Origin of the sequence: Rhodococcus sp. IEGM 1366, assembly GCF_033142425.1 — a bacterium.
GTDB lineage: Bacteria > Actinomycetota > Actinomycetes > Mycobacteriales > Mycobacteriaceae > Rhodococcus_F > Rhodococcus_F globerula.
Map to the genome: position 1 here is coordinate 509,245 of NZ_JAWLRZ010000004.1, position 13,686 is coordinate 522,930.

The following is a 13,686-nucleotide window of genomic DNA, read 5'->3' on the forward strand; positions in this document are numbered from 1 at the left end:
GTGCATCTGGGATATTCGCTACGCGCCGATCAGGATGGGGTGAACTTCCATTTTCGTCTCGGCGCGGAGCTCCCGGCAGACTTGTTGTATGGACGATCGTAGCCATGTGTTGGCGGGGTCCGTGGTGTGCAGGGGATGCCAGTACATTGCCTCCACCACAGGAACTTCGAGTTCACGCACGAATTCCACGACCGTCACCGACAGCCTGGACGCCAACCGAAGCGCGAGCTGTCGGGGCACGAGGGCGACGAGATCGGTTCCCTCTACGAGGAAGGGGAGAACCTGCCATCCCGAAACACGGGCAGCGACAGTCGGACTCAGGCCGGCATCGGCGAGGAACTGCATCGGAGGTGTGGTGATCCCGGTGCCGAAATCTCCCGTCGCGTGCGGTGCCGCTGCGATGTCCCGCAAAGTGAGCTCTGTTCTGTCCAACAGCGGATTGTGGCTGTCCATCACAGCTACGAACTCGTCGCGGAAGAGCTGACGGTAGCTACCCCCGAAGTTGTATCCCACAGGGCCCACTATCGCATCGACAGCGCCGAACGCTTCGAGTCCGGTTTCCAGGCCTGCGATGGGGACGAAATCTATCGACACTCGTGGTGCTTGGTTGGTGATGAGTAGTCTTAGCGGACGCATGACGACGGTGGTGGCGTAGTCGGATGCGGCAAGGACGAATGTGCGGTCCGTATCGGTCGGATCGAAGTCGAACTGCATCTGCATCGCCTCGTGCACCTTAGCCACGGCCTCTTGCACTGCAGGGGCAAGGTTTTGGGCAAACGAGCTGAGCACATATCCGCGTCCCTGCCGCACCAGCAACTCGTCGTCGAAGTGGTGGCGCAGCCGGGCGAGTGCCGCGCTCATCGCCGACTGGCTCAGGTGAACGCGCTCGGCTGCACGTGAGACGTTGCGCAATTCGAGGAGCGCCTGGAGGTGGGGTAGTAGGTTGAGGTCTACTTCTTTCACTACCCCTCCTCCGTGAGTACCGTGACCCTGGTTCGGTAACTCTACCGGTCAGGTGTGACGGTCATGCAGTGTCTCGGGCCCTCATTTGACGGCGATGGGATTGACCGGTGCGCCCACTGCGCCCGTTACGGGGATAGGTGAAGCGGTGAGAAAGAACTCGTAAATACCGTCGTGCGCACAATCTTCCGCGAGTGCGTCGAGGTCCCACATTTCGCCGAGAAACAGTCCGATGTTGGGGATGGCAACCTGATGTAAAGGTTGGAAGGCGACGTCGAATTCGTTGGGTCGCACCTCGAAACCCCATGTGTCCGTTGCGATAGCAGCGATCTCGCTGTCATGCAACCAGTCCGCGGTGGTGAAGGACAGTCCTGGTGCGGGGCCGCCGGCATAATCACCCCAGCCGTGCCTGCGCGCTCTGGTCAATTGCCCTGTCCGAACCAGGATGAGGTCCCCGCGCCTGACAGCGGAGGACGCGCCCTGAGCGTCGATGGTGCGCAGGAGGTGCTCGGTGGTAATGGCGAAGCCGTCGGCCAGCTCTCCGTCGGTGGACAGGTGACGTCCGACATCGAGAAGCACACCGCGCCCGGCGATTCCGTTGGCCACGGTCTCGATTCCGGTGACGTGATCGCCGAGGCTGGTGACGACTTCTTGAGCGGGTCGACCGTTCCACGCCACTCCGTGGTCGAAGATATGGCCAAGTCCGTCCCATTGGGTGGAGCACTGCAACGGCATCGATACGACGTCGTCGGCACCGCCCAGCCCGTGCGGGAACCCTTGTATTCCGGCCGCGGCGTCGGTTCCTGTATCGAGCATCGTGTGGATAGGGTTCGTTCGTCTGCGCCACCCTTTTTGCGGCCCGTCCATGTCGAAGGACTGCGACAGTGAGAACGACGCACCGCTGCGGACGAGGCCGGCCGCAGCGGCACGGAGATCGTCGGTGAGGTAGTTCATCGTTCCCCGGACATCGTCGGAGCCCCACCTGCCCCAGTTGCGATTCCTCTTTGCAGCTGCGGCGATTTCGCGTTCGGGATCGGTCCTGTCCAGGGCAGTGGTTGTCGATTCGGAGGTCATTGCATTCCTTCGTCGGAGCCGAGTGAGGCAACGGGGCGCGCTGTGGCCGCGGTCAATATGTTTCTGGCATTGAGGACGAGCACCTGTTCGATCACCTCGTCGGGTAAACCGGCATCGCGCACGGCCGCTACCGCATGATCACAACCCATGTCGAACGGAAAATCCGAACCCAACAGCACACGATCGGCGCCGGCAACGCGGATCAGCTCACGCAGTTGCCCGCTGTCGTGGGTAAGCGAGTCGAACCATATGCGCTGTAGATAGGTCGAGGGAGGGTGCGCGCAGTGCCGTGCTTCCGGTCGTACCGCCCACGCGTGATCGGATCTTCCGATCGATGTAGGAAGGTAGCCGCCTCCGTGAGCCGCGACGAGGATCAGGTCGGGGTGACGATCGAGAACGCCGCTGAAAATGAGATGTGAGAGGGCGACAGCGTTTTCCGCCGGTTGAGAAACGGTGTTGGACAGATAGAAACGGTCCAGTCTTTCATCCAGTGAGCATCCGAACGGGTGCAGGAACACCACTGCTCGGTGCGCTTCAGCGGCGGCCCAGAACGGTTCGAGTGCGGGGTCGGACAACTCGACGGTGCCGGCTTGCCCACCTGTTCGCGGTGGCCCGAACGAGCTGATCTCGACTCCGATCAAACCGCGGCGGCGCGCATCGTCGAGAGCGTCGACCATCCGATCCGGGTGCTGCACAGGAGCGACGCCAAGACCAACCAGGCGATCAGGTGCTTGGGCGACCAGATCGGCGATCGCAGAATTGATTGCCTGAGCAACCCGGAAAGAATTGTCGCCGTTGAGGAACGAGTAGTAATGCGACGGTGAGGGAGATACGACCTGCACGTCGACGTCGGTTGCGTCCATCGCAGACAGACGAGTGGCGAGGTCGGTCAACAGTGCCCACCGCTCTTTGATCATGCGACCCGACTCGACGGACGACAGAGATCCGTTTCTGCGTCCGTCGAGGGCCCGCGCCGCGGCGAGTCCTTCCGGATCGAGTTCACCTACGAACGCTTCGACGGCAGGCAACAAGGCATGAGTATGTACGTCGACGGTACTCACGCCGGCACCTCCAGCATGAGCGCGACCTTGTGGATGAGACCGGGGACGTCACCGTCGGTACGTCCTTCGACCATCCACTCGACCAACTGGGTCGATGATTCGACGACGACCTTCGCTCGCCCGAAGCGGCGCCCCTGAACGCGCAGCAAGACCTGGTCCATGGATCCATCGGCGCCGAGCAGTTCCTCGACCAGCACAGACGCATCTTCGAGGGCCATTGCCGCGCCTTGAGCAATGGTCGGAGGGCAATTGTGCACCGCATCTCCGATCAGCATGATCCGCCCGCGGTGCCACGGTCCCTCGACCAGATGAGTGGTGAACCACGTGTAGTTGATGGGTGTGTCGTCGTCGACGGAGGCCGCGATCTCCTTCCACGGGCCTCCGTAGTGGCCGGCGAGTTCTTTGAAGACCGCCGGGCCGTCTTTGAGGTCACGCATGCGAGCGTCCTCGATGATGTACGCGTAAATCGAGTCGTCACTGGTGGGGCAGTATCCGGCGATATAGTTGGGACCACCGTAGATGAGGTCGGTGCGGACGATTTCGGTTGGCCTGGGGACGACGACGCGCCAGGCGCCCGCACCGGTCGATCGCGGTTCGATATCGATTCCGAGTAGCTTGCGGGTGGTGGAATTGATGCCGTCCGCGCCGATGAGCAGGTCGTACGACAGCCGCTCACCGGTGGCAAGGATCGCAGTGGCTGTGTCGTTGTCGGATTCGGTTGCGGTGAGCGTGCAACCGTATCGAATCCGGCCGCCGCTCTCGTGCATCAGTTTCCGGAGGATCTCCGCGAGTTCCGGTCGTCGCATCCCGAGGGTTGCCGGCAGTTCCGGACCGCCGGTGCGGACGTCGTCGATGATCGCGAGAACGGTGGCGTCGGGGTCGGGCGCGCGAATGCCGATGGAGTCGAATGCGTAGCCTAGTTCTTTGATGCGATCCCATGCGCCGATCTGCTGGAGAATGCGAAGTGCGTTGCCTTGCAGAGTAATCCCTGAACCGGATAGGGACGGGTTCTCGGCGCCTTCGAGTATCTCGACATCGATGCCGGCCTCGGCGAGCAAGATACCGGCTGTCATTCCTGCAATGCCAGCGCCGACGATGCCGACTTTGTTGACTATCACCGATGGTTGTCCTTCCTGGAAAGTGTGTCAGTGACCGGACTGGATGTGTTGGGCGGCGATGAGGACGCGCGGCAGGTGTTTCGCAGGGTGCCGATACCGGTCACCGACGCTTCCATGACGTCTCCGGGAGTGAGCCAGCGCTGCCACTTGCCTCCGTTGCCGGCGGGGCTGCCGGTAAGAATCAAATCCCCAGGTAGGAGCGGTGTGATGGCGGATGCTTGTGAGACGAGAGAGGGAATGTCGAAGAGCATGTTGGCCGCTCTGTCGTGTTGCATGCGTTCGCCGTTGAGACGGAACTCGATCTCGAGTTCTCTGTAGTCGCCCAGCAAGTCGGCAGGTACGACGAACGGGCCGATCGGAAGAAAGGTCGGACGGTTCTTCGCGCGCATCCAGTCTCCGCCGAGCGGGGCGTGTTCAGCGGGGAACTGCAGATCGCGCGCGCTCACGTCGTTGGCGATGGTGTATCCGGCTACGGCTGTCAGTGCGTCTTCGTAGGTCACGTTCGCCACCCGGGAACCTATGACAATCACCAGTTCGGCTTCCCAATCGGTGCGGGCCGATTCGGGAACGAGGAGCACGTCGTCGTCGGCGCCGCACATCGCGGACTGCATGCCGGCGAAGAAGAAGGCGCTTCCTGTCCGGACGCGCTCGTCCATCATTGCGGTTGCGGCAGTGTGCAGTTCGGTGTCGGATCGCATGTCGGCATCGTCTTTGCCTGAGACGATCATCTCGGCGACGTGGCTGCGGTAGTTGGCTCCCGCTTGAAAGATGTGGCGAGGTTGCACCGGCGGTAGCACCTGCAGTTCCGTCAGCGGGATCCCGGTTTTCGATGCCTCGTCGGCAATTGCGGGTAGTGCGGTGTGCACAGATTCCCATGCGTCGAAGATGTCGAGGGTGGTGTCGATGCCGGGGCCGAGGCGGCCCGGTTCGATACGGATTACTCGGTCACCCGACACTACGCCTGGGAAGCTGCCTTGTCCGTCGTCGAAGGTGCCAACGCCATAGGTGTTCAGTCGTCGGTTCATGCCGGTACTCCGTCAATGGTTGGGCAGGACAGGGCGGAGGCGCCGGCGTATTCGACGGTCCCGCCGAGCTGAGATTCGATCTGCAACAATCGGTTCCACTTGGCGGTGCGTTCGGATCGCATCGTTGAGCCGACTTTGATCTGCCCGGTTCGCCAGCCGAGGGCGAGGTCGGCCAGCCACGAGTCCTCGGTCTCGCCGGATCGAGCGGACAGCACAGTGCGATAGCCGTTTTCCTGAGCCAGTCGAATTACGGCCAGGGCGTCGGACAACGTACCGGTCTGGTTGGGCTTGACAAGGACAGCGTTGGCAGCGCGGACCTTGATGCCCCGGCCCAATCGCTCGGCGTCGGTGACGAAGAAGTCGTCACCGAGAAGCTGCCGGTCACCCAGACGCGCCGTTGCTTCGACCCAGCCTTCCCAGTCGTCTTCGCCGAGAGCATCTTCGATGGAGACGATCGGATAGTGCGCGCACCATTGCACCAATTCGTCGATGAGTCCCTCGGCGTTCAGTCGGCGATCACCTTCTGCGGCGAGCACATATCGTCCGTCGCTCGAAAGAAACTGTGTTGCAGCGACATCGACCGCGATGCCGACGTCGGTGCCGGGTCGTAGTCCGGCCCGTTCGATGCCGGCGACCACCATGTCGAGTGCCGCTCGATTGGTGGGCAGAACGGGGCCCAGGCCACCTTCGTCGGCGACGAGAGCGATCGCATGGCCCATCTCGCGCAGAACCTCAGCGGTCCCGCGACGTACTCGGGCGGTGTAGTCGATCGCTTCGGAAAACGTCCCTGCCCCTACCGGAACTGCCAAGAAGTCCTGCACGTCGATCGAGCGGCCGGCGTGAGCACCGCCGGAAATGATGTTGACCATCGGAAGAGGCAACAGTGGGTCCGCACCTGCCGCGACCGATTGATAGAGGGGAACTCGCTGGGCGTCGGCGGCGGCGAGGGCAGCGGCGACCGACACTGCGAGAACGGCATTGGCGCCGAGGCGACCGAGATCGGGAGTGCCGTCGGCCGCGCGCAATGCCTCGTCGACCGTCTTGCCGTCGAGGGCGTCGAGTCCGTGAACGGCCTCGGCGAGAACGGTCCGCGCATTGATCGCTGCTTGCTGAACTCCCTGGCCGTCGTAGCGGGAGTCGCCGTCGCGCAGTTCGCGCGCTTCGTGCCTGCCCGTCGACGCGCCGGAGGGAACGTAGGCGTGCCCGCGGCCGCCGCCGGAGAGTTGAACTTCGCAGCCCACGGTCGGTTTACCACGCGAGTCCAGGCCCTCCCAGGCGGTGATGGTGGTGATTGCGGTGTCGATCACGACAGGTGCCTCCAAGCGTCGAGAAGTGGATGAGGGAAGTCTCCGAGTAATCGGAGGCCGAGTGCGCGTGCTGTTTGTCGGCCGCCGTCATCGAGGTAGTCGATCGGGCTTCGCCCGTCGACTCGGGCAAGGACCAAGACACCGGTTTGCCGGATCAGTTGACGGTGCAATTCTGGGTCGGAGTGATCGAGCGCGTCGAGGAAGTTCGCGGCGGCGCGGCGGAACCGTTCCGCAAGCTCTGGTCGTCGGATGCTTTTGAGCAGCAGGTGGCCGACGACCCACGCCGGATCGAACGTGGGGTCCCCCAGATGAGCGACCTCCCAGTCGATGACCCACACGTGTGCATCGGAGTCGCCGACAAGGATGTTTTTCGGTGAATAGTCTCCGTGGACCAGGCATGTCGGCGTCTCGTTCATTACTGCGACGGTGCGGTCGATCTCGGCGGCGACGTCGGGGTGACCGTCGCGTACTTGCACGTGGAATGGTTCGACGCGGAGTTGTTCGAATGCAGTGCGGGAACCGAAGTCGCCACGTAACTCCTCGGTCCGCCCGGTGGTGTGGCTCTGCAGGTGGGCGAGAAACTCGCCCAGTCGTCCTGCAACGTCGATGTCGACGATGCCAGCCAGCAGATCGGCTTTCCATGTACGCCAATGGGCTGGTGCTCGTTCGATGACGAGAAAGCCGTCCGCAAGATCCAGGACCGCGGGGACGGCGCCGGGATCGATGGTGGCCGCGAGCTGAAGTGCCCGCCCCTCGGTGCTCAATCGGCTGACGTCGGCCACCCAGTCCTGCTCGACGCGCAGTCGGCTCAGTGCACGTTTGACGACGATGTCGAGTCCGTCGCCGGACACAGACAACACGTCGTTGGAGACTCCGCCGGTCAAGGGAGTAACGGTTAGCTCCGTGGTGGGCGAGGTCAAGCCGCGCCGGCGTAGATGGTCGGTGACGGCGCCGGAGAAGTCGGCGTCTTCGAGGGTCATCGAACGATCTCCGATGCTCGCAACGCCGGCGATGCCAATACGGCCTCGTTGACGATGCACTCGGGGAGTCGACCGCCCAACACATCTACGACGTGCTGAGCTGCCGAGCGGGACAAGTCGGCCATCGATCCATCGGAGCTGAACGCGTAATGCGGCGTGAGGAGAACGTTCGAGCTGGTACGCAGCGGGTGCCCTGGGGGGAGCGGCTCAGGATCGCTGACGTCCAGACCCGCCCCGGCAATGCTGCCCGCTGTCAGTGCCGCTGTCAGTGCTTCGGTGTCAACGAGACCGCCGCGCGAGGTGTTGATCAGCCACGCAGACTGTTTCATCAACGCCAACTCGGCACCGCCGATCGTGTGACGGGTGGACTCGTTGAGTGGCAGGTGCAAAGACACGACATCGGCCACAGAGAGTAGTTCCTCGAGTGAATCGACTGCGGTGACGCCATCGGTGACGCCGCAGCGGCGACCGAGACCGACCACGTTCATTCCCAGAGATGCCATCCGGGGAACGAGCGCCGAGCCGATCGATCCCAGTCCGATTGCGCCGAAAGTCTTTCCGCGCAATCGGACCGGAGTCGGGGCGAATGAGCGGTTCCATGCTCCGGCTGCGGTGTCGTTGACAAAGGGCACCAACCTCCGAGCAAGCGCCAGGACCATCATCAGCGTGTGGTCTGCGACCTCGTCGACGCAGTAGACCGGGACGTTCGTCACGATCATGCCGAGTTCCGTCGCACGGGCAACGTCGATGTTGTCGAGACCGACGCCGAATCGCGCCACCGTCCGACATCGCGTTGCGCTCTCCAAAACCTGGGCGGTGACGTGGGCGAAGCAGGTGGCGATGGCGTCTACGTCAGCAGCCAACACTGCGAGCTCAGCGGGATCGGTTGTGGATGCCACGACCATGTCCACACCCGCCGCCGCGAACACCGAGCGTTCGACGTCGAGAGTGGCCGCTGGATGATCTGTGATGAGCACTCGGTACGTCATGTCGACCTCCACGGCGTGATCGTCTGGGATGCAACGGATTCGACAATGCGGTTGCGTGTGCCCCCGAGGACGTCGACGCTCGTGGTCACGACGTCGCCTGGGCGCAACGCCGGCCGTGAACCGCGGCCATGCCTACCCCACAATTCCGCTAGGCAGCCGCTGCGGCATGTCCCAGAGCCCAGAAGGTCTCCCGGGCGGACTTGCGTGCCGCGCGAGGCGTAGGCAGCGAGGGCGGGAAAGGACCACGCCATGTGGTCGAGTGTGTCGCCGCCGATCTTCTCACCGTTGACGGCGACCTCCATGCGCAGGTCGAACGACGGCCCCGATACGCGAGAGGATAATTCGTCCGCAGTGACGAAGTACGGGCCCAGACTCGTCGCAGTGTCCTTTCCCTTGGCCGGACCTAGACGCATACGCATCTCGCGGAACTGCACGTCGCGGGCGGAGAAGTCGTTGATCACGACGTATCCGGCGATATGGTCGGCAGCTTCGTCCACCGTCAGATCGCGCCCGGCTGCACCGACGACGGCCCCGACCTCGAGTTCGAAATCAAAATCCACGCAACTCGGCGCAAGGGGTACATCGGCGAACGGACCGATGATCGCGTACGGATTCGAGAAGTAGAAGGTCGGTATCTGCCAAAACTCGTCCGGTATCGTCGCCCCCGGATCGAGTAGTTTGACGATGCCTTCGGTGTGCTCGGGAAATGTCGAGAAATCGCGAAATGTCGGAGGATCGAGTGGTGCGAGCAGGATGGCATCGGCGCTGCTCGTCACCGAATGACGTTCCGCCAGTGCGTGTTCGGCGACATCGTGGAGCTTGCCGTCGTCGGCGAGCAACGACGCGAGGTCCCGCTCGCCGCGGAGGTCGACCAGTTCGTCATTTGCATCGAGCACCGACAATGTGGGGCCGTTGTCGGTCTGTCGGCGTGCGATCTTCATGCTTCTCCAGAGTTCTTTGTAGTACGGCGGTCGAATCGGGTTCTTCGGCTCAGCCTTGCCCGGGAACCGCGTACGGGTTGAGCAGTTCGGCCTTCATCTCTGGTGAGGCGCCCTCTTCGGTTGCGGTCAAACCTTCTGCTGCGGGGAAGGATTCGGTCATCGAGTGCGGCATAGCGCCGTTGCGGTATAGATTGTTCGAGCCCTCGGACGGCTTCCACGTGTGAGGCTCCCAGTCAGGGACGTAGTTGCGGTAGCCACCAGAATTGAGTTCGACGCGCATCTCACTCGGCTCGCGGAAGTACAGGTAGTTCTGCTCGCCGATGCCGTGGATGGATGGGCCGTATTCCATGTCGGTTCCGCGTTCCATCAGGACGTCGGCACACACGATCAGCTCCTGGTAGGTATCGACCCAGAATGCAATGTGGTTGATACGGCCCGGCCGATCCGAGGTGTCGAGAACAACACCGAGATCATGTGACTTTTCATTCGTCGTCAAGACACCGAACACGGTGATCGGTGCTTCTTCGAGATCGGTGAACGCCATCGTGCGGTACCCGAGGACATCGGTGTACCACGCGCAGAACGCGCGTACATCGGTGGTCGCCACGGTGATGTGGTCGAGGAAACGAGGGGCACCCGCATGCGCCGATCGCTTCTCCGGACGGTCCGGGTAAATCGACTTGTAGTCGGTGTCGGCGTCAAATTTGTCGACGTCGTAGATCAATCGCATGGGATGCCCCCACGGACCGACGAACTCGTATGCCTTACCGAATCCGAAATCTCCGGTAGACCACGTGCCGGTGATGCCCGACGCTTCGACCCGACCGGCTGCTTCCTCCAATGCTTGGGCACTGGCCGTGCGCCACGCCATTCGCTTCAACGTGGGTTCAGGGCCCTGCGACAAGACCAAGCTGTAGGCGTAGTAGTCACCCCAGCATCGGAGATAGACGCGACCATCACTGTCATGGATAGCGCGCATGCCGAACTTCTCCGTATAGAAGCGGGTAGACGCGGCGACGTCAGGGGTGGTGATTTCGATATGGCTGAGGTGAGAAAGCAAATGCGGCACGTTCGGGTCCCTCTCGAAGAATGTGACTTGTGGCTTGGATCACCAGATTGCGTCACATCCCGGAAAAGGGGAATGGGGTCTCAGACATACCAAGTATCTGTACGGCTAATAGTTCGCGTTGGCAGTTCTGTGAGCACGTCGCGGTCAATCCGCATCATCACGACGTCGAAGTTCTCGGTCGGTCGGCTTTGCGGATGTCATCGCTCCTACTGCCATCGCCACAGCCGTACAGTCGCCGTCCGCGCTGAGAATTCCTTTCCGTCACAGGTCCCGAGATCCGTTACTAGGCAGCCGATCTCGGCGTGGCGGTGACTTCTACTCGGCTGCATCGAGGAGGTGACGAATGACCGACACTGGACCACGATTTGGCGGCCTCGAGGTCGGAGCGATCGTCGCTGAGGGCCGACCTGACGGTGACCCGAGAGGGCTTCGATGATGGTCCGGCCTTGGCCCGTTTCGTGGGTTGAGAAGCGCTCGGTCCTCGACCCACACCGCGGGTCCGGCCGCTGTGAGAACCCACCTCTGCGTGCTGTAGTCGGCTGGTGAAGTCGTCAATCCGTCAGGATGATCAATTCGCGCTCCGACGCGATTTCCACGCGCAGGCCCGCCTTCGATGCGACCCGAGCAACTCCCTTGATGTCGCTGGGTTCGGCGCGCGAGACCACCAGGGCGCGCGCGAGCAGACCCTTGTGATGCTTGTTGAAGTGACTGACCACGGTGCGGGTGCCGTCCGGCTTCTCGGTGAGGACCGTTGCAATCAACGCGTCCGGAACAGGTCCGAGGTCTTGGTAGGTGCCGGATCGTAGATCGATGACAAGGCCGTCGGCTTCGGCGGCCAAGGCCTTCGGCAGCTCCGGCTTCCACAGCGAGCGCAGCGTCCCCATCCCCGGCAGCTTGGACCCGCCGGAGAGGCGGTAGGCGGGAATCAGATCACCTGCGCGGACGGCACCGAACAGGGCAGAACCGATAGCGATTCGATCGAGTGCCTTGGCCTTCTGAGCGCGCGTGAACGACTTCGCGTCAAGGGCGTCGAACAGCACCCCGGTGTAGCGCTGGAGTGCCGGGCGGGTTGCCGAGACCCACAGTTTCGCGTTGCGTTCCACCTCGTCCGCCTGGGTCGGTCCGAGCCCCAGCGCCTGGCACGAGGCCTCGACGTCCGCGGCCAGATCGACGAGCGTCTGCACCAGCAATTCGCGCGTTTCGGTCAACTGGGGCATCGACAGTTCAGCCAGATCGAGGGGCGCGTCCTTGCCGCCGTCGGACTTGGTTTCTGAGGGAGGCAGCAATACAAGCACCCCGATACCGTACCGACGCCCGCGGACGGTACAGCGCCGACTATCCTTGTACCTCGTGATTACCCGTCTGTCCCACCTGTTCCTGCGTACCTTGCGTGACGATCCCTCGGACGCCGAAGTTGCGAGCCACAAACTGCTGGTTCGCGCCGGCTACGTGCGCCGAATCGCTCCAGGCGTCTACTCGTGGTTGCCACTGGGATTGCGGGTGCTGCGCGAGGTCGAGCGCGTTGTCCGCGAAGAGATGAATGCCATGGGCGGCCAGGAAATCCTGCTCCCCGCATTGCTGCCGCGTGAACCCTACGAGGCATCCAACCGGTGGACCGAATACGGCGCCGGACTGTTCCGCCTCAAGGACCGCAAGGGCAACGACTACATGCTCGGCCCGACCCACGAGGAGCTCTTTGCTCTGACGGTCAAGGGTGAGTACAACTCCTACAAGGATTTCCCGGTCACTCTGTACCAGGTACAGACCAAGTACCGCGACGAAGAGCGTCCGCGCGCCGGCATTCTGCGTGGCCGCGAGTTCGTCATGAAGGACTCGTACTCCTTCGACCTCACCGACGAGGGTCTGACGGCGTCGTACCAAGCTCACCGCGACGCGTACGAGAAGATCTTCACGCGGTTGGGCGTCAAGTACGTCATCGTCTCGGCTACGTCGGGCGCGATGGGCGGCAGCGCATCCGAGGAGTTCCTCGCCGAGAGTGAGATCGGCGAAGACACCTACGTGCGCTGCCTCGAATCCGGTTACGCCGCAAATGTCGAGGCCGTCAAGACGGTTGTGCCCGAGGCTATTCCGTTCGACGGTCTGCCCGAGGCCAAGGTCTACGACACCGCGAACACCCCCACCATCGACACCCTGGTGGACTGGGCGAACGGTGCCGACCTCGGCCGCACGATCACCGCTGCCGACACCCTCAAGAACATCATGGTCAAGACCCGCCTGCCCGGCGGCGAATGGGAACTTCTCGGCATCGGCATCCCCGGCGACCGTGAGGTCGACGAAAAGCGCCTCGAAGCTTCGCTCGAGCCCGCCGAGTTCGTGATGATCACCGAGACCGACTTCAAGAACAACCCGTTCCTGGCCAAGGGCTACATCGGCCCGAAGGCACTGCAGGCCAACGGTGTTCGTTACCTTGTTGATCCGCGCGTTGTGGATGGCACCAGCTGGATCACCGGCGCCGACGAAGACGGCAAGCACGTTGTTGGCCTTGTTGCCGGTCGCGACTTCACACCCGACGGAACCATCGAAGCCGCCGAGGTTCGCGACGGCGACGCATCTCCCGACGGAGCCGGCACGCTGGTCTCGGCCCGCGGTATCGAAATCGGTCACGTCTTCCAGCTCGGCCGCAAGTACACCGATGTGTTCAACGTCGACGTCCTCGCCGAGAACGGCAAGCCGGTTCGCCCGACCATGGGTTCGTACGGCGTCGGCGTCTCGCGTCTCGTGGCCGTCATCGCCGAGCAGCACCACGACGAGAAGGGCCTGCGTTGGCCCGCTGAGGTCTCACCGGCCGACGTCTACCTCGTCATCGCGAACAAGGACGAGACCGCTCGCGAAGGCGCCGAAGGCCTCGCGGCGCAACTCGACCGTGCCGGACTCGAAGTGATCCTCGACGACCGCAAGGCATCGCCCGGCGTGAAGTTCAAGGACTCCGAGCTGATCGGTGTTCCGCTGATCGTTGTCGTCGGCCGTGGTTGGGCCGACGGTAAGGTCGAAATCCGCGACCGCTTCACCGGCGAAAGCCGCGAAATCGACGCCGATTCGGCAATCGAGGAGATCATCGCCGCAGTTCGCGGCTGATCCCAGAAGATGTGCGGGCCGCCGCAGACACTGTTCGAGGTGTCTGCGGCGGCCCTTCTTTTCTGC

General features: G+C 62.9%; 12 protein-coding genes. 1 reads left to right on the plus strand and 11 read right to left on the minus strand.

The annotated features are described in order from the left end of the window. Positions 1-18: 18 nt before the first annotated feature. The 11 genes from R4P64_RS15075 to yaaA all read right to left on the minus strand — a co-directional run bounded on the left by R4P64_RS15075 (position 19) and on the right by yaaA (position 11,819). Positions 19-963, minus strand: a complete 945-nt coding sequence (locus R4P64_RS15075) for a LysR family transcriptional regulator (RefSeq protein ID WP_317821486.1) — start codon at positions 961-963, stop codon at positions 19-21. 81 nt (positions 964-1,044) lie between these two features. Beyond that, a complete protein-coding gene (locus R4P64_RS15080; RefSeq protein ID WP_317821488.1) occupies positions 1,045-2,034 on the minus strand; it encodes a cyclase family protein in 990 nt (329 codons plus the stop codon). After that, complete coding sequence (locus R4P64_RS15085) at positions 2,031-3,095, minus strand: amidohydrolase family protein (protein ID WP_317821490.1); 1,065 nt, start codon at positions 3,093-3,095, stop codon at positions 2,031-2,033. The genes R4P64_RS15080 and R4P64_RS15085 overlap by 4 nt, the downstream gene beginning before the upstream one ends. Next, on the minus strand, positions 3,092-4,213 hold the full coding sequence (locus tag R4P64_RS15090) for an FAD-dependent monooxygenase (protein WP_317821492.1): 1,122 nt from the start codon (positions 4,211-4,213) through the stop codon (positions 3,092-3,094). Before R4P64_RS15090 ends, R4P64_RS15085 begins: the two co-directional genes overlap by 4 nt. Further along, positions 4,210-5,238, minus strand: a complete 1,029-nt coding sequence (locus tag R4P64_RS15095; RefSeq protein WP_317821494.1) for a fumarylacetoacetate hydrolase family protein — start codon at positions 5,236-5,238, stop codon at positions 4,210-4,212. Before R4P64_RS15095 ends, R4P64_RS15090 begins: the two co-directional genes overlap by 4 nt. After that, positions 5,235-6,545, minus strand: a complete 1,311-nt coding sequence (eno, locus tag R4P64_RS15100; protein ID WP_317821496.1) for a phosphopyruvate hydratase — start codon at positions 6,543-6,545, stop codon at positions 5,235-5,237. Before eno ends, R4P64_RS15095 begins: the two co-directional genes overlap by 4 nt. After that, complete coding sequence (locus R4P64_RS15105) at positions 6,542-7,525, minus strand: aminoglycoside phosphotransferase family protein (protein WP_317821498.1); 984 nt, start codon at positions 7,523-7,525, stop codon at positions 6,542-6,544. The genes eno and R4P64_RS15105 overlap by 4 nt, the downstream gene beginning before the upstream one ends. Next, the gene (locus R4P64_RS15110; RefSeq protein ID WP_317821500.1) at positions 7,522-8,514 is read right to left on the minus strand and encodes a C-terminal binding protein; all 993 of its coding nucleotides are present in this window, start codon (positions 8,512-8,514) and stop codon (positions 7,522-7,524) included. The genes R4P64_RS15105 and R4P64_RS15110 overlap by 4 nt, the downstream gene beginning before the upstream one ends. Then, the gene (locus R4P64_RS15115; protein ID WP_317821502.1) at positions 8,511-9,455 is read right to left on the minus strand and encodes a fumarylacetoacetate hydrolase family protein; all 945 of its coding nucleotides are present in this window, start codon (positions 9,453-9,455) and stop codon (positions 8,511-8,513) included. The genes R4P64_RS15110 and R4P64_RS15115 overlap by 4 nt, the downstream gene beginning before the upstream one ends. A gap of 49 nt (positions 9,456-9,504) precedes the next feature. Beyond that, entirely contained in the window at positions 9,505-10,524 is a 1,020-nt protein-coding gene (locus R4P64_RS15120; protein WP_317821504.1) for a VOC family protein, read from the minus strand. 551 nt (positions 10,525-11,075) lie between these two features. Next, positions 11,076-11,819, minus strand: a complete 744-nt coding sequence (gene yaaA, locus R4P64_RS15125; protein ID WP_317821506.1) for a peroxide stress protein YaaA — start codon at positions 11,817-11,819, stop codon at positions 11,076-11,078. Positions 11,820-11,874: 55 nt separating this feature from the next. Here yaaA and R4P64_RS15130 point away from each other — a divergent pair, with 55 nt between their 5' ends. Beyond that, positions 11,875-13,620 (plus strand): proline--tRNA ligase, encoded by a 1,746-nt coding sequence (locus tag R4P64_RS15130; protein ID WP_033234923.1) that lies wholly within the window; start codon positions 11,875-11,877, stop codon positions 13,618-13,620. The last annotated feature ends 66 nt before the right edge of the window (positions 13,621-13,686 follow it).